The sequence below is a fragment of the Adhaeribacter arboris genome, from assembly GCF_003023845.1.
GTDB classification, from domain to species: Bacteria; Bacteroidota; Bacteroidia; order Cytophagales; family Hymenobacteraceae; genus Adhaeribacter; species Adhaeribacter arboris.
On sequence record NZ_PYFT01000001.1, the window covers coordinates 2,776,788 to 2,794,362 of the forward strand.

Sequence of the window (17,575 nt, forward strand, 5' to 3'; positions counted from 1 at the left end):
CTACTCTGTCTTTTTCACTTCCTTCTATGGAGCCTTTTCAAGTCTCCAAGCGGTGGTGCTGATGAGGTAGAACCGTACCCTGTTTGCCTCATGGCCGGCGGGCCCCATCGGGACACTCGGGCGGGCTACTTTTCCTTTGCTCCTAACGTCGCAATGCCTAACGGCACCGGAAAACCAGCAGGCCCTCGCTGTCCCGACTGACGTCTCTTCTACTAAAGACTGCTTATCTAAATTTCTAGCTTACATTTTAATTCTTGTTCAAATATTAGCCTAATCTTAGGAGGAAAGCATTTAATTGCATTTCCCAATCAACATTTACTTTTTACCTATTTGCTATGAAACAATGAACCAATCAAAGTGCAAGAGTTGACGCTAAACTGTTCGAGCGGTCAGCGAGTTTTTAGCGTCTTGACTTTTTTGGTTCTTTTTGTGTCAAGACAAAAAGAACAATACCTAAACTATGCAACAACTCAATTAGAAATAAAACAACCGCCGCAGCTATGCTAATGATTACCTGTTATTCAAATAATTAATTGTTCTTAAATTTAAGAAGAGCCAAAAACTCATTCTTATTTACAAAAGGCATAAAGTTGAGCCGGATTTTTAAAAAAGATATTCTCGTAATAATTACCTAAACCCATCTGTTGCAAATTATCTTTAAAAGTAGTTAACAAGAAATTCAAGCCTGGCTTTCCGCCATACGATAGCCAGTAACTACTTTTAGCCGCGTCCATCCCCATGGTAATCTGGTCCGGAAAATCAGGCAATAAGGCTTCCAGAAATTTGTAAGTCCAGTTAACTTCTTCTTTCCAGCGAAAGGCACTATCGAGTTCTACTCTAACACCCGTTTGCAGCAATTCGCGGTTATACTCTATATCCTGGTAGCGGTCTACATGCGAAATAACAACATGTTTTAAATCAGCGCCCATTTTATCGAATAGCTTTGCTTGGTCCAGGGAATGTTTACCAAAATTAGTGTGCGTTAATATGGGAACTCCGGTTTCTTTGTGGGTATTTACCACCGTGTGAAATATCTTTTCCTGGTGCGCCGTAATTTTTTCATCGCCGGTGGCCAATTTTACCATGCCGGCTTTGTGCGGGGTTCGCTCCACGTAAGGCCCATTATAATCATGCGCATCAATGCCCTCTGTTACATCGGCCACAAATAATTGCGTTAATTGTTCTTCGGTGTAGGCGTAGCGCCAATGATTTGGCAAATAATACTGTTCCAGGTGAATTCCGGTTGGGGCAATAATGTGCACCCCAGTCCGGCGGGACACTTCAGCCAGTTTAAGCACATTTCTCCCGCAATCGGCCGGCATGGTGTCGACCATCGTGCGGCCACCTGCTTCGTAAAAACGCTGCAATTCCTCGACAACTTTTTCTACGTCGTTCAGCAGAAACAAAGGATTACCGAGGGTCGGATAGCTTTCGTCGATAATAATGTGCTCGTGGGAATAGGTTAATCCCATCGCATCCGGAGAAATATCGCCGAGTACGGTACGCACAAATGGCTGGTTAGGGCTTGGTTCCATAGGCTAAGAAATTACAGCGAATGAGCGATGGTATTTTTAACCCGGAAATTATTCTGCCAACCATTCCGACTAGTATCGGCTATTGTATCGGGGTTATCCAGAATAGCCCCTATTTGCAGCAGTTTGGTCTGTAATTGCGGAATATCTACAGCATTCGCAGCCGTATTGGTATCCAGTGAAAGTACCGCCGCTAAACCCGCGGCCTGCCCCATCGACATGGTCTGGGCCATGGACCGGCAGGAAGCATGCGCATCGTGAGTGGCCGAAAAACAACGGCCGACTACCCAAACCTGTTCGCTGCCTTTCGGAACAATCGTACCATAAGGGACGCCATACACGCCATTTTCCGGAATGTATTGCCAAAACGTTTCGTCTTCGCCGTTTTTGCCGGGCCGATGGTCTTCAATGGGCGCTCCGCAAAGAAAAATACGGTCAGGGGGCATAATACCGGATAAGCAATCTTCTTTGGTGAGGCGGTACTCCCCGTAAACGCGCCGGGTTTCCCGAACGCCAATCTGGTGCGATAGCCCGATAATTTTAGAATTTTCGTAACCGGGAACTTCCTGGCGGAAAAAATCCTCGTAAATAAAAGATTGCCTCCTTCCTTCAATTTCGGCCTGGGTCAGTTCCTCTACCTGCAACGCGCGTAAATCACTTACCTTTACCGCCACCGTAGAAATACAACCGGGCTGGCACATTTCATGAGCGGAGCCTTCTTTGCGGGGCAGCGGATGTTTACCGGTTTCCATAGCCTGAATCATTTTTTCTTGCAGCATCTGCTTGCCGCCTGCTTTTTTAAATTTATCCAGGTCTACGTTACACATCCGGAAAGTGGTGGTCATGCTTTGGGCCGGCTCTAACTCACCGGCAACTTCGTAAGCGTACCCAGCTAAATGGCAAAAATCAGCATCTCCCGAAGCATCAATTACTCTCTTGGCTTTTACCTGGTGGAACCCACTTTTATTCCAGAAAATACAACTTATTTTCTCTCTTTCGGTTCTTACTACATCCACCAGGGTAGTATGCAGCAGAAAACGGATACCCGCATTAATAATTTTTTGGTCCCAGACCAGTTTTAAACGTTCCGGATTATAATTAACGCCGGTGCCTGCTCCGTAGGTATTAGGCCGTAAAAAGATATCACCGGTTTTATTTAATTCATTTACAATAGCGTCCGGTAAACCAGCCACTATTTTTTTAGGCGCTTCCCCAGGGGTGAAAAATCCATAAAAAGTATCCAGCATTTGGGTAGAAGTACCACCGGGAAAACCATATCTTTCTACCAGCATCACTTTATACTTACCCGAATGGCTGGCGGCTAATGCGGCCAGGCAACCGGCCGAACCGGCGCCAATTACCAGAATATCGGTTTCCGTTAGTAAGGGTACCTGATGATGATTGATAAAGGTCAGCATGGTTTTGAGTTAGTCCACAGTCCATAGACGACAGTCCACGGCTATTTTTTATATTTTTGATTAGTAACTTACTTCAAGCAGAATGAAGGAATTAAATAAGATTGTTTACATTATGACTCAACATGACTCAACAGGTAAACCCGCTCCAACTGATTTATACAAGCCCGCTAAACGGTGAGCGTGCTGGTCGTAGGCACTTTCGAATAATTCTACAGCCCTTTCTGGCCCAACTATTACGGCCCCACTCAACACGGTAGGTGGTTGGCCGGCTTCGGTAAGCAAACGAGCCACTTCGGCTTTAATGCTATTCACCAGTATAGCTCCCCCAACGGTAGAACCGGGAGCAACCGGCGTATCCAAGTTTGGCACGTATACCATCGCATCACCTGCCGGGGCACCCGTGTCGAGGATTAAGTCCGCAAAATCGCTCAGCTTTTTGCCATCCTTTCTTTTACTGGTGCTACCGGCGGAATGTGCGTTGGTAATTAAGGCTACTACTTTAATACCTTTCTTTTGAAAATTTTCGGCAATTTCAATAGGTACCACATTACAGCCACTTGAGGAGATGACTAGAGCAGTATCCTGCGGACTTAAATCAAAATTGCGTAAAATTCTTTCAGCTAAGCCCGGTACGTTTTCCAAAAACATTGCCTGCCGCTGGCCGTTGGCGCCTACTACCAGGTTATGGAAAGTCAGGGATAGTTCCACGATGGGGTTAAACCCGGGAAAAGAACCATACCGTGGCCACATTTCCTCTACCATAATCCGGCTGTGCCCGGAACCAAACACGTGTACCATACGACCGGCTAAAATAGTTTCGGCAAACCAGCTAGCTGCCGTCCTTATTTCCTCTGATTGTTTTTCTACTACTTCGATTATGTGGCGGCATTTATCCAGATAATTCTTTATTACATCCATATTAATAAGCTTACAGATTAAAAATTTAAAAATGCAAATTTGTACTTTGAGTATAAGCGGCAAAAATTATAGCAACTGTCCCTGTAAAACCCGGTTCATGGCAAATCCGGCAGCGCCTACTGCTCCGGCTATATCACTGTAATAGGCTTGCTGAATGGGAGTTTTTTTGCCCGAATTTTTCCATTCGTACACTTCTATAAAACTGGCTAAAGGCTTATATAATGCCTCGCCAGCTTTGGTTATTCCACCACCTAAAATAATTAAATCAGGAGAAAGTAAATTACCTAAGGAACAAAGACCCAAAGCCAACTTCCTAACCGAATTCAGCCAGACATAAGTAGCAAAAGCATCTCCCTGTAAATAGGCCTGCACCAAGGCCTTAGTGGATGTAAATTTTCCGAAAGAACGTATCGAAACTGTAGCATCGCCAATGGCATTTTCCAAGGTTCCGGGCATACCGGTTATGCCGGGGTCTTCTTTATCTACATCCAAGGTCATGTGTCCTAAATGGCCAGCCATTTGATAATTGCCCTGGTATAATTCACCGTTAATCAATATACCCCCTCCTACCCCTGTTCCCAAAGTAAGCATCACTATATTTTTAATACCCTGACCGACCCCAAACTTTGCTTCGGCCATGAGGGCGGCATGGGCATCATTTAATACTCTCACCTCTTTTTCTCCCAAAAACTCTGACCAAACAAGATTTTCTAAACCATCCAGCCTACCCGGCATGTTTCGAATGGCCGAATTTGAGTTATTAGGAAGACCAGGTGCGGCTACTCCAATGGCTTCTATGGCATAGGCACTTTTAAATTTTAAATCCTGAACCATTTGAAATACCGCCTGTTTCCAATGGCTACCCTGTCCATTACTACCCATGGGTTCAGATTCAGTGGCTTGCACCGCCCGATGTAATATCTCCCCGGTGGTGGCATTCAGCAGTACTCCTTTAATGTTTGTGCCGCCTAAGTCAATTCCGATAGCTGTTGTCATACTTCTGATAAATTAGGATAGCTGCCCATCGCTTATACTCCAACCGCCATCTATGGCTAAAACCTGGCCGGTAGTAAACCTAGAACTATCCGACATAAAAAAACAAGCTGCTTCATCCAGGTCCTCCGGCTTGCCAATCCTGCCACCGTCGAGGGGTTGTTTAGTTTGGATATAACCCATGATGGCATCATCCTTGGCGGCCCTTTGGGCCATAGGCGTTTCAACCAGAGCGGGGGCAATAACATTTACGCGGATATTTTCTTTGGCATAATAAGCCGCAATAGATTTGGAAAAACCGATAATAGCTGCTTTAGCGGTGGCATAGGTGTGGGTAGCAAAGTACCTGGGTGCCGGTGAGTAGCCAAGTACGGAACCCATATTTAATATGGTGCCACCTTGTTTCGCCTCCCGAAATGCCCGAATGGCTGCCTGGTTGGAAAGCATGACCGAAGTAAGATTAAGGTCTAAGGTTTTTTGCCATCCTTCCAGGGTAATTTCATGTAAGGGTCCATCGCCCATGCTCCGGCCACTACCACCCGCTACGTGGTAAAGTCCATCCAAACGACCCCATTTCTCCAGGCAAAGCGCAATGGCCTGGGCAGCGGTATCTTCATTTGTGGCATCTCCCGTTAAAACCAAACCGGATGAACCAAGTTCTTCCTGCGCCAGTAGAGCCGTTTCCGGATGACGGCCAACTGCTACCACCTTGGCCCCTTGTTGCAGGAATGCCTTGGCCGCCGAAAGTCCTAATCCAGTGGTACCCCCGATAATGACAATATTTTTGTTATGAAGCATAGTTTAGTCCATAGTCCATAGACGACCGTCCATAGTAGCAATTATTTTGTTGTTAGATTTTTAAGTTTATTATCTCACTTAAGAAATAACCTCGAAGAACTCATAGCCAGGCAGATGTTACTCATTAAAATTCAAGAACTTCGACAAGATAAAATTTAAATTTATTGTATTATTCCTTATTAATTATCAGGTAATTACAAACCAAACAACTAATAACAAATAACTAACAACTACTAACTACCCTTGTTAATCCAGCACTCGTTGCACCACTTGACCACCTGCTTTTTCCTTTAGAATCAATTTTTTTCTACCATCCGGCAATAATTCTTCTTTAATCAGGTAGTGGTTGTAATCGTATTCTATGTAGTTCTGCTGTTTTTCCTCTACCTCATTACCTCGCCACACTTCTAATTCTACTGGTTCCCATTTTTTTGTTCTGGCTGATTTATAGCAGGCATCCATAATGGCATTGACCACATAGCCGTCGTAAAAAGTTTCCATGGGTGAGGTGCCTTTATCCAGGGCAGTAAACATGTCGTCGAACATTTGCGGATAACCTAAGGCGTGGGATTCGTCGCCTACCGGAAAGAGCCAACCTGTTTCACTTTCGGCTTTTTCGGCCACATAACCTTGTTCTCCTATACTGGTAAACATTTCCAAGCCGGTCCGTAAAAAGTGGTCTACCCGCAGTGTACCTTCCGTACCAGATACTTCATCTCTCAAATCCATACCTCCCCGGTAGGTCCAGCTTACTTCAAACTGGCTCATGGCACCGTTGGCATATTTCACTAAGCCAATCGCATTGTCCTCCGCTTCAATTGGTTTTACCAAGGTATCGGCCCAGCACATAACTTCTACTGGCCGAATATCTTTGCCAATATAGTTTCGTCCGATTTCAATACAATGGCAACCCATGTCGATAATGGCGCCGCCGCCCGAAAGTTCCGCGTTCCAGAACCAATCGCTGTGGGGTCCGGGATGGGCTTCGCGGGAGCGAGTCCAAAGAACTTTTCCTAAAGCACCGTTTTTAATGGAGGTTAAGGCTTTCAGGGTTTTAGCCGGATAGGCCAAATCTTCTAAATAACCATGAAAGACACCTGCTTCTTCCACTATTTTTAACATTTCCATAGCTTCCGCGGCATTCCGGCCCAAAGGTTTGGTACATAAAATACCTTTACCCGCTTCGGCCGCCAAACGAACCGCTTCTAGATGCAGGTTATTGGGCAAACCGATAACTACCACATCGGTCTCCGGCGATTGAATAGCCTGAGCCAGATCGGTTTCGTAATGAGGAATATCCCATTGAGCGGCAAACTTTTGGGCTCTTTCCTCTGAACGGGAATATACCGTGTGTATCCGGTCCAGCTTGCGTTGCCCGTGTAAACTCATAGCATAAAAATTACCAATCAGACCGGTGCCCAAAAGTAAAATGCGGTAGGGTTTGTTTTCCATGGTGTTAGGTTTATGAGTATCAGTACATTTATGGGTGGTGACTTTTGTAAAGGTTTTCTTAGAAAATTCAGGCTTACATTCCCTCCACAGTTCCATCTAGGAGCCAGCTTTCAACTTTATTGGATTGGTTTGAAAGGTAAATCCCGAAACTTTAAATCTAGTAATAGACTGATTGATCCTCTTTCCATTTTCTAATACCTCCTGATACAAATTTGAAAAATTAAGTAGTGCTATTCTGATGTTTTTTAATCAGTTTTTACAAATATTTTATTAGCATTTCGTTTCCTACTAAATAAAATTGCGACCATCCTTCTTAATTCTTAAAAAATAGAAGGATGGTCGCAATCAAGGCTCTTGCTGAAGATCCTTTTATTTCTCCGAAATTAGATTCGATAAATTTTGAAAAGTTTAGGAAGTATTGAATTCTTTTAAAAGGTAGTTATTGTTGTTTATCTATTTATTCCTGGTTTATTCCATCGGAATACCATAAGCATCCGCCGCTCCTTTGATACAGCCTACGGCCAATATTTTGCCGGTAATTTCGTAACCCACCGACATCCCACCCGCAAATAGATTTTGATTTTCGCCGTACATGGCGGGGGCATGGTCGGGGCGCAACGGACCAGCAAAGCCGTAATCACCGTAATGTTTCAGCATTTCGGCCATGGGCGTAGGGCCGTTGTCGTGAAAGGTTTCCCGGAATTTATATTTGTCACCGGCTACATCCCGCAGGTGCAGAAAAGCAATTCTATCTTGCTGTAACCAATTTTGAGAGATTGCTTTTAAATCTTCGTCCATGATTTTAAATGTAGCCTGACAAAACGTGATGCTGTTACTTTTTACCGGAAATTTTGCCCAAACTTTATCAAAAGCGGCCGCACTGGTCAGGATTCGGCTCACCCCTTTTAAAGGGCTGACGGGTGGGTCATCGGGGTGCAAGGCCATTTTTACGCCAGCTTCTTCTGCTACGGGCAATACCGCATTTAAAAAGTAAAATAAGTTCTCCCAGAGTTTAGCTTCGGATATCTGCTGTTCTTCGGACACCAACTGCCCTTCTGTATCGGCTACATCGAACTCACTGACAATAGCCCCTCCCCGCTCGACAATATCTACGCGCGTGCGGAACCAACCAATGACGGCCATGAAGTTGTAACAGAGTAAAGGTATTTCCAGCCGTCCCATATTCCGGAGCATCGCCTGGTATTTTTCTATTAATGCATCGCGGCCGGGCAGTCCTAACTTAATTGCGGACATATCAAACTGATCTCCTTCCAGACCATACAAATTGAATCCAGCCTCGTTAAAATCTTCTTTAATGGCTTGCAACGACGCAAAATCATAAGGAGCCGGGCGACCGGATAAATCAGGCGCAGCTTTAGTAATGGCATAGTTTACCCCGATTTGTCTGGCCAGCGTCCATTTGCGCTCGTCGAATTTCGGAGGTAAGAGCATGGATAATTTCATGGGAGAGGGGGTTGCAGGTTGGAAAGTTGCAGGTTGCAGGTTGAAAAGTTGAAAGGTTAGAAAGAATCAAACAAACAATTCAGTAGTCCAACAATCCAACTATTCAACAATCTAATAATTCAGCCATACTTAAAAATAGCCGCCTTGTTCGGTTATCTGGTGGATGGTTTGGCCTTCGTGTACCCAGCCGAATATTTTCTTTTCATTTTCTTTAATTTCTTCTGCCCGTATTAACACTTCGTAGGCTATGTCGCGCGGTACGGCTAACACGCCATCGATATCGCCGAGTAAAATATCGCCGGGTTTAATGGTAACATCGCCAATTTGCAGGGTTATCTGGTAATGGGTAATCAAGCAGCGGCCCAGGCTGCCGTTGGAGGTGCGGTACTTATAAAATACCGGGAAATTGGCTTCCAAAATCTGGTGGGTGTCGCGGATGCCGCCGTCAATGCAGGCTGCTTTTACTTTTAAACCTTTAGCGGTAGCCGTCATCACGCCGCCCCATAAGGTGGCTTTTTCGTCTTTGCTGGTATCCCAGATTACAAAAGCATCTTCGTGTAATTCACCCAGCATTTTCGTCCGGTATTCCATTTCGCCGCTTATCATGCTGTTGGGCGCACTTTTTACGGTAAAAGCAAAACCGGCCACCGTTTGGTACTCCCGCAAAGGAATGATGCGGTTGGGCAAAGCTTGATTTAATAAGCAAAACTCCCGCAGCACATCGTTCACGGCCCCGGTGTATAATTGTTCAAACCGGGACAGCAACTCTTTATCGGAAACCGGAAAAACTTTATTAGAAACACTTTGCCGCGATTCTATAAGTTTCTCCAGATTCATCATTCCTACCTCTTTTTTATATTGGTCTACACTCATTTTTTTAATTTTTATTAAAGTTATGTTACTTGATTAAACTTAAACATTCTTCTCTGGCGCCAGTTTTAGCAGAGCGAGACTGGTGACGAACAGACAAGAGCCAGTCTCCCGAGCAATGTCTTTAAGTAAGGGAATAATAGCTTTTGAAAAAATTTAATCAGATGCTATTTGTCATCCCCCTACCCCCTGCGAAGGGGGGCTTTTTTCTTCCGATTGGCTCAGGTTAAAGACATTGGTTGAAAGACTGACCGGTGCCTTTTAAGCATTAGTGATGCTCTGGTTAACCCTAGCGCTTGTAGAGAAGTAAACTTGTTTGCTTCGTGGCAAAATAAAGTCCACCTGAATGACACGAATATTACGTTACCTATAAATTGCACTTTTGAAATACTGCATTAGACCATGAATTACACTCCCGAAGACGCCAAAAAGCCTCCATCAATGGGAATTACTGTGCCGGTTACAAAGCCAGCGGCTTCGTCGTTGATGAGCCAGTTCATGCAGCCAATTAATTCGGTAGCTTCGCCAAAACGGCCCATGGGCGTATGCTGTATAATATTGGCGCCCCGGCTACTGTAGCCTTCGGGGGTTAATAAGAGTTTTTTGCTGCGCTCGTTTAAGAAAAAGCCTGGAGCAATGGCATTCACCCGGATGTTGGCCGGAGCCAAGTAAGCCGCTAGCCATTGGGTAAAATTGGCAATACCGGCTTTGGCAATACCGTAAGCGGCCACCCGGGAAAGCGGCCGGTAACTGTTCATAGAAGCAATATTAATAATACAGCCTTGTTTGGTACGCGCCATGTCTTTACCGAAAACAAAACTTGAAATAACGGTGCCCATGGTATTTACCTCTATCACGCTTTTAAATTTTTCCATATCCAGGTTAAAAAAGCCCCGGAAATCGGCGCTTCCATCATCCAGTTCCTGTTCCTCAAATTCATTAATCGTGGTTATAGCATCCGGTTGGTTACCACCGGCTCCATTAATTAGTATGCTACAGATGCCTAATTCTTTTTTAATCAATACCTGGGCTTCTTCTACTTTTTGCTGGTCCGATACATCCGCGCTCACCGAAATAGCCGTACCGCCTTCCGCCTTTATCTGCTCTTCTACCTGCACTAGTTTATTCATATCCCGGCCAATCAGGGCTACTTTTATTTCTTGCTGGGCGAGCGCACGAGCCATTTCGGAACAAAGCGTACCACCGGCTCCGGTAACTACCGCCACTCTATTTTGTAAATTTATATTTACCATTATTTATTTTTAAAAGCCAATTCTTCGCGTTGTGATAAGATATATTCCGGATTAGTTCTTCGAGCGTGGATTTATCGCTTGGGATGCGCCCTGCTTCGGCCCATTTGCCTAGTAGGTTACAGAGTATTCTTCGAAAATAGTCGTGCCGGGTAAAAGAGAGTACACTCCGGGAATCGGTCGTCATGCCGATAAAATGGGGCAGCAAGCCGTAGCTGGCAACCGCCAGTAATTGTTTTTCGATGCCGGTTAAATGGTCGTTGTACCACCAGGCGGGCCCGAACTGAATTTTTGCGGTAACCCCATCTTCCGCAAAAGAACCGGTTAAAGTTGCCAGCGCTTCATTATCAGCCGGGTTTAGAGTATACAGAATAGTTTTAGGTAAATTATTCTGGCTATCCAGGGCATCTAAAAAGCAGCATAAGCTATCAATGTCGCAGGTTTTTCCGATGGTGGCAAAGCCGCCGGCCGGACCGGCTAATTTTCGTAAGCGGGTGCTGGTAGCGCGCTGGGCCCCGATGTGCAGTTGCATGACCCACCCACGTTTTCGGTATTCTTCCCCCAGAAAAACCAGTAAAAAAGATTGTAACTGCACTTGCTCCGCCAGTGGCAAAACTTCGCCTTGTATTAGTTTTTGTAAAAGTTCATTTTCTTTTTTTGGGGCCGGTAAATTAAAATGAAATCCGGCATTCAGGGCATGGTCGGCTAATAAACAACCCGTGTCACTAAAATAATCCAGCCTTATTTGAACCGCCTCCCGGAAAGTTTCCGGAGAATGAATGGTTACTCCTGCTTGAGCAGCTAGTTTTTTAAGCCAATTAGAAAAAGCCGGATGTCCTACATTCAGAATGCTATCGGCCCGCAAAGAAGGCAGCACCGTAATATTGTTCGACTTAAAAGTGGCCGCCTGGTGGAAGGCTAAATCATCCAGTAAGTCATCGGAAGTACAAACTAATTCGGTATTAAATTTTTTTAAAATATCTAACATCCCGAAGTTGTTCCTTTTCAATTGTTCGTTGCAGGAGTGCCAGATTTCTTCGGCAGTACCGGGGTTTAGTAGTTTATTTATCCCAAAAACAGTTTGTAGTTCCAGGCAAGACCAGTGGTATAAAGGATTACCCAGAGTATTGGGCAATGTTTCGGCCCATTTCAGAAATTTTTCCTTATCCGCAGCATCGCCCGTAATATACTTTTCCGGAACGCCATTCAGGCGCATAGCCCGGTGCTTATAAGGGTCGTGGGTAATCCAGAGCTGGGTGATATTGGCAAAGGTTTTATTTTCGGCTAAGTTCTGCGGATGCAAATGATTGTGGTAATCCAGAATAGGTAAATGGGCTGCTACCTCGTGGTAAAGTCCGGCGGCCGTTTTATTATCCAGTAAAAAATTTGGCGTTAAAAAGCTGCCGGCAACGGGCGCGGTGCCCAGAGCTTTGGCGGCTTCGGCTAATAAAAAATCTTCTTTGTTATACATGTTGTTTACCGTTAGTTGGTAGGCAATTCTTTTACCCGATTAGTTTTGCTGATAGGTAATTGCTTCCGGCTCGGGCAATGCCGATATTGCTTTTTTATCTTTGGATTTGGCTTGTACCCATAAAATTCCGGCCCCAATCAAACAAATAGTCCCAGCGCCAAAACTTAACTGTCCGCTTAATTTAGTGATGGAGGGTAAACTCATGGTTAAGAATAAAACGGCGGTGGTACTCATGGCAATGGCAAATAAATATTTTAAGGAGCGCATAAATACTTCATTTACTACCGGCTTTTCGGCGGCCGAAATAGGGGTGGCTAATTTTTTAAAAAAAGTATTTACACGAGCTTCGTAAGTTGGATTTTTACTCGGAACCCAGCCAGAAACAACCATTATCAGAATACAGATAACTATTTGCAGGAGCGTGGCAGCTTCCCAGGAAATACTTTTATCCTGGTTTAAAATCAAGCCGATGATAATACCCGCCACAATGGTAACCAAGGCTCCCCAGGGTTTAGGCCGGCGGTATAAAATACCCATGAGTAAAGGAATAGACATGGGAATGGCAAAAAGCCCAGTGAAAAGTTTATTGGCTTCGAAGGCACCGCCAAAATTGCCGATATACAAAGCCCCGAACGTTACCAGAATACCAATCAGGAAGGTAGAACCACGGGCTACCAGTAACAAATTACGGCCTAAAGCATAAGGAGAAATTAAACGCTTGTAAATATCCTCGGTGAGTACGCCAGCCACTACATTATAAGTAGCACTTAAAGCCGACATAGTAGCCGCAAACATAGCCGCAATCATCACGCCCATTATCCCTTCAGGCAACAGCCTCAAACACATGCTCACGTACGCCATTTCTTTATCCGCTAAATCCGGAATATAGCTGCGGGCCGCAATGGCCGGAATCAAAAAAACTACCGGAAAAACAAAAAAGAAGGCGGCCGTAATTAGGCCCATTTTTGCCCCTGCAGCTTCGTCGCGCACGCTGTAAAAACGCTGAATAAACGCCCAGTTGCCGTTGTACTTAATGAGCACCATGACGTAATAGCCCAGTAAAAACAAGGGGGTTCCTTTGGGTCCGTTAAAAAAGGTAAAATGCGCCGGAATGGTGAGAGTCAGATTGTCCAGTCCGCCCACTGCTTTAATGGAAAGCGGCAATAATATCAACGTGGAAAATATCAGAATCACAAACTGAACCGCGTCGGTTACCACTACGGCCCAAATTCCGCCTAAAACCGTGTAGAGCACGACAATCAGGCCCGATACCAAAATAGCGGTTTCCAGGGAAAGCGGAGTTGCCGCTGCGATAAATAGCCCAATGGAATAAAGGCGCACCAAACTATCTAGAATTTTAAAACCAATACCGCCCCAGGATAAAATTTGCCGCACCGGTGCATTATAACGGGTTTCGAGAAATTGCATGGGCGTAATTAACCCAGCGCGACGCCAGCGGTGCGCAAAGTATTTGGCGGCGATTAAAGCGGGCGGCACGGAACTCCATAATATTAATATGGCCACTAAACCGTATTCGTAAGCAATGCCGGCGTACGCGACAAACACAAACGTACTGAACAGCGACATAAAATTACTGATGGCTCCACCCAAAGGCGGAATAGAGTTATCGCCGACAAAATAATCGTTAATATTTTTGACGTATCGGCCCAGAAACAAGCCAATGGCTCCCATCAACACCATATAAATGCCTATGGCGGAGTAATCTAACAACTGCAGCGAATCCTTCATACAATTTAATTTACTATTTGCGGGCTTTTTTTAAATGTGATATAGGGTTGATTCCTAGCGCTTTGTTGGTTTCTCTTTGGAGCCTTTTCAAGTCTCCAGGCATTGGCGCTGTCTAACTTGTTGACTTCAAGTTTGCCTCATGGCCGGCGGGCCCCGTTTGGCTCTTCCGGGCTGTCTAAGCTTCCTTTCCTCCTTCGTCGGAATTCTGCTCCGCAGAACCACAACCTTAGAAGGCCCTCCACAGCCAAACTGATGTCTGTTGTTAATAGCCACCGCTTACCGGGTAGCCACCGTTTAAATATTTCCGGGACTTACGCAAAAGTATCAAAATGTCCCCCTTTGAGGGGGGTAGGGGGATGATGAGTAAGAACGTTCATTTTGCCAAAATTCTGATTCCCTAAATTATAGCGGTTATTTAATTAAAGTAAGGATGGATTTTTCGGCAATAGCTACGGGATAATCGGGTACTGGAATATTGGTGAACGTATAAGTGTTACCTTCTTTTTTCCAGTCATTTTTCGGAATTTCATATACCTTACCCGATATTAAATCAATAAAAACCGGGGCTTTAAAGGTACCCGAAAGAGTGAGGGTAGTTACTTTAGGTGGGTACCTTTCGGCAGGTGTGGCTTCGTCGGCCCAAATGGTGGCCAATGAGCCGTTGCTTTTTTTGTGCCGGTAACTGAAAGTAGTAATATTTTCCTGGTTTACTTTTAATTTATTTTCTGGATTACGTTCCAGTTGGTTATCAAATAGCGAGAATATGTTTTGGGCCGCTTTGTAAGCTATTTTGGGCCGTTCAATGGTTTTATCGGGATTCGTTTTCAGCAAGCCTTTTGAATTAACCCCGGTCATATGGTCACCGGCAGCATAATGAATATCACTAATGGTAAATAAGTTAGTGGAGATACCCCGGCCATGGTCGCCGAGCATCCGGCGTAAGTCCCATTTTACCTGGGTAAGTTCGGTCCAGTCACGTTCCCGCATGGCGCCAATGGTAATTTCTTTAGGCGTAGATGGGGCCCCATTTTCTCCTTGCATGTACTCAACCTGCATGCCGTGTTTCGCGAATACTTTCCGCAGTTCATCCACCCGTTTATAGGTATCTTCCGGACGTAAAGCATAGCCGTGAAAAGTTACCACATCCATTAAATTTTTCTTATTAACGGTACTTAAATGCGTTAATACGGTATCGGCATATTCGTTCCAGGTCATGCAGCACAAGGCCAAGCCAATAATCCGGGCATCAGGTTGTTCCTGGCGGATAATACTAGCGGTTCTTTCGTGAAAACGGGCAAATTGACTGGCCGTAAACTTTTTGCTTAAGTCAGGTTCATTCCAGATTTCCCATTCGGTAACCCGGTTTTTAAAATGTTTCACTAAAGCTTGTACCCAGGCATCCCAGGCTTTTAAGGCTACTTCCGATGTTGGAATTCCTCCTGCCAAAGCTGCCTCGCCCCCACCCTCGTAAATGGAATTACCATAAGAAGTCTGAATCCAAGGCTTTATTCCCTGGCTCAAGGCATCGTCTACCACGGCATCTAACCAAGTAAAATCGTATTGGCCTTTTACTTTTTCACATTTGGCCCAGCCGCCCTGCAACCGGATGCGGGTAGCGCCCAACGGGCCCAGGTATTCTTTGTACGCCTGGTAATTGGTATAATCCCGGTCCAGGGTTTCCCCGCCAATGCTCCAGGTAGAATTTCTTATTTCTTTCGCAGACCGTGATTTTAATTGGCCTACTTCTTTCCAGCTAGTTGGCACCAATGTATTTTTTGGTTCTCCTATACTGGTTGTAAATAGTAGCTGTGAAAGCAGGGTGGCAATAGTTAGTAATGGTAGCATATATTTTTATTTCGTAATTTTTTATTCTATAATTTAAATTTTACAGAAGTTTATAATAACCTCCGTTTTGCATATTCTGGAAAGTCCCCCTTGGAAGTGACGGCCGTTAAATTCTAGCAAGCCTTCCTTCACAATGGCGCGAGCGTCCTCGCTCGTGTCTGACCATTGTCCGGCCTCTGGCCGGTAGAAAACCATTTTAAGCCTATAATTTAAAATTAACCTTATATCCGTTCGCCCGGCCAGAGGCCTACCAGATAATAGACACGAGCGAGGACGCTCGCGCCAGCTATAATCAGCTTTAATATAAGGCAACTTAACTGCTCTTCCTTCCAGAAGGAGAAAATACAACAGCCGCATAAAATCAGTTTATAATATAAGTAAACAGCCACATTAAAATCCTTCAGCAGTTTTTAGCTTCTTTTCACTTTGCTTTTCGGCGGGGATATTTTTAGAATATTTAGTTACTAAATCTTTTAAATCAGCAATAAACACGTTCCGGGTATTTCCTTCATAGCCATTGAATATGACGTAGCCACCGATGCGGTCCCAGGCCGGATGCGGGTCGATACGGAATTCGCCTTGCGTATCGGAGACAAAAATTTTAAAAATTTCTTCTTCCTGACCGGTGTAGGTGTTTAACAAACGAATGGGTGAGATGCCCTTCCCCGGCGCAATTGGTTCATCGGGGTAAGCATCGGTAATAACCAGCGGCAAGCCCGCGGGGTGGTAAGAGGGATGGCCGGAACCGGGTGTAAAAGCTACTTTCAAGTCGGAACCATCGTATTTGGCCGTGATAAATTCTAAACCGGGCTGGCCGTCTACGTTCAGGTTCATCGAAATACGTTCGCCGTCGGGCATCCAGTTCACGTGGTGCCCGCCTTTGGACCATTGCTCCGGCGTGATGGCCGTCCGGATATCGCTGCCATCCGGCCGCATGGTGATCACTGCCCGGCGCCGGCTCCCGCCTTTCACCGGCGACCACTGAATAGTAGTTAAAAGCCGGGTACCCTGCGGATTCCACTTCACCTGAAAGAGGTAAAATTCATGTTCTTCCGGATTTGGAATTTTTATACTGGGTACGGATTGTTCATAAATTTGCCGGATGGTAGCTATGCGCTTGGTTTTGTTAGTAGCAACAGTAGTAATATCCAAGCCATCCGTTTCTACCGGGCCGATGTTTCGTTTTGTTAGATTATCCGGTAGAACCACGCCGTAGCCTACCTGGGCAAACCGCGAAGATACCAGGTTGTAAGAAACTAAATATTTACCATTGTTCGACACCATAAAAACCGTGTTGCTCATCCGTTTGGCTTTACCTGAAAAAGGGTTTAGCTGTACCGCAAAAGCTTTCCAGGTGGTAGTGTCTACGTCGTTAAAATATAGTTTCTGGTCGGAGCTGCCCCATTGCACGTTAGCTCCCATTTGCATTTCGTAGCCGCGCGATTGCGCCACCACCCGTTCTTTGTTGGTTTGCATATCTACTAAAACTACATCCCCGGCCCTGCCAGGTTTAGGCGATTCACTCTCCGAAGGAAACCGAAACAATGCCAGGTACCGGCCCGAGGGGCTTAAAGGCGAAGTATCAAAAAAGCGGTGGATAATGCGACCGGAAATTACTTTTCTGACCCGGCCAGAATAAGAAGAATCAGCTTCTGCCTGCCCTAATTGATTACAGCCAAATTTTAAATCTTTTGCCTTATTGGCAACCGGCAACCGGCTACCAGCCCTAACAATAACTTCTTCGGCCCGGGAAACTACTAGGGATAAACAGTTAAGAATAAAAATTAAGGTAAACAGGAAATTCTTCATTATTGG

The 17,575-nt window shown here is 45.1% G+C and carries 13 protein-coding genes; all 13 read right to left on the minus strand.

Annotated features, from left to right (window positions below; translation table 11 throughout):
* Window positions 1-569: 569 nt before the first annotated feature.
* Complete coding sequence (locus AHMF7605_RS11195; protein WP_106929312.1) at window positions 570-1,535, minus strand: phosphotriesterase family protein; 966 nt, start codon at window positions 1,533-1,535, stop codon at window positions 570-572.
* An 11-nt stretch (window positions 1,536-1,546) separates the two neighbouring features.
* Window positions 1,547-2,950 carry an FAD-dependent oxidoreductase gene (locus tag AHMF7605_RS11200; RefSeq protein WP_106929314.1) on the minus strand — a complete coding sequence of 468 codons (1,404 nt, stop codon included), beginning with the start codon at window positions 2,948-2,950 and terminating at the stop codon, window positions 1,547-1,549.
* 117 nt (window positions 2,951-3,067) lie between these two features.
* Window positions 3,068-3,868 (minus strand): sugar isomerase domain-containing protein, encoded by an 801-nt coding sequence (locus AHMF7605_RS11205; protein WP_106929316.1) that lies wholly within the window; start codon window positions 3,866-3,868, stop codon window positions 3,068-3,070.
* 66 nt (window positions 3,869-3,934) lie between these two features.
* On the minus strand, window positions 3,935-4,864 hold the full coding sequence (locus AHMF7605_RS11210) for an ROK family protein (protein ID WP_106929318.1): 930 nt from the start codon (window positions 4,862-4,864) through the stop codon (window positions 3,935-3,937).
* Window positions 4,865-4,876: 12 nt separating this feature from the next.
* The gene (locus AHMF7605_RS11215; RefSeq protein WP_106929320.1) at window positions 4,877-5,659 is read right to left on the minus strand and encodes an SDR family NAD(P)-dependent oxidoreductase; all 783 of its coding nucleotides are present in this window, start codon (window positions 5,657-5,659) and stop codon (window positions 4,877-4,879) included.
* A 246-nt stretch (window positions 5,660-5,905) separates the two neighbouring features.
* The gene (locus AHMF7605_RS11220; protein ID WP_106929322.1) at window positions 5,906-7,111 is read right to left on the minus strand and encodes a Gfo/Idh/MocA family protein; all 1,206 of its coding nucleotides are present in this window, start codon (window positions 7,109-7,111) and stop codon (window positions 5,906-5,908) included.
* A 468-nt stretch (window positions 7,112-7,579) separates the two neighbouring features.
* Window positions 7,580-8,575, minus strand: coding sequence for a mannonate dehydratase (locus AHMF7605_RS11225; RefSeq protein WP_233219012.1), 996 nt, complete (start codon window positions 8,573-8,575; stop codon window positions 7,580-7,582).
* Between the two features lie 129 nt (window positions 8,576-8,704).
* A complete protein-coding gene (locus AHMF7605_RS11230) occupies window positions 8,705-9,448 on the minus strand; it encodes an RraA family protein (protein ID WP_106929325.1) in 744 nt (247 codons plus the stop codon).
* Between the two features lie 404 nt (window positions 9,449-9,852).
* Window positions 9,853-10,698, minus strand: a complete 846-nt coding sequence (locus tag AHMF7605_RS11235) for an SDR family oxidoreductase (RefSeq protein ID WP_106929327.1) — start codon at window positions 10,696-10,698, stop codon at window positions 9,853-9,855.
* On the minus strand, window positions 10,673-12,166 hold the full coding sequence (uxaC, locus tag AHMF7605_RS11240; RefSeq protein ID WP_106929330.1) for a glucuronate isomerase: 1,494 nt from the start codon (window positions 12,164-12,166) through the stop codon (window positions 10,673-10,675). Before uxaC ends, AHMF7605_RS11235 begins: the two co-directional genes overlap by 26 nt.
* Before the next feature lie 39 nt (window positions 12,167-12,205).
* Window positions 12,206-13,915, minus strand: a complete 1,710-nt coding sequence (locus tag AHMF7605_RS11245; protein ID WP_233219013.1) for a sodium:solute symporter family transporter — start codon at window positions 13,913-13,915, stop codon at window positions 12,206-12,208.
* Between the two features lie 411 nt (window positions 13,916-14,326).
* Complete coding sequence (locus AHMF7605_RS11250; protein WP_106929332.1) at window positions 14,327-15,760, minus strand: GH39 family glycosyl hydrolase; 1,434 nt, start codon at window positions 15,758-15,760, stop codon at window positions 14,327-14,329.
* Window positions 15,761-16,150: 390 nt separating this feature from the next.
* The gene (locus tag AHMF7605_RS11260) at window positions 16,151-17,569 is read right to left on the minus strand and encodes a TolB-like translocation protein (protein ID WP_106929336.1); all 1,419 of its coding nucleotides are present in this window, start codon (window positions 17,567-17,569) and stop codon (window positions 16,151-16,153) included.
* Window positions 17,570-17,575 lie beyond the last annotated feature (6 nt).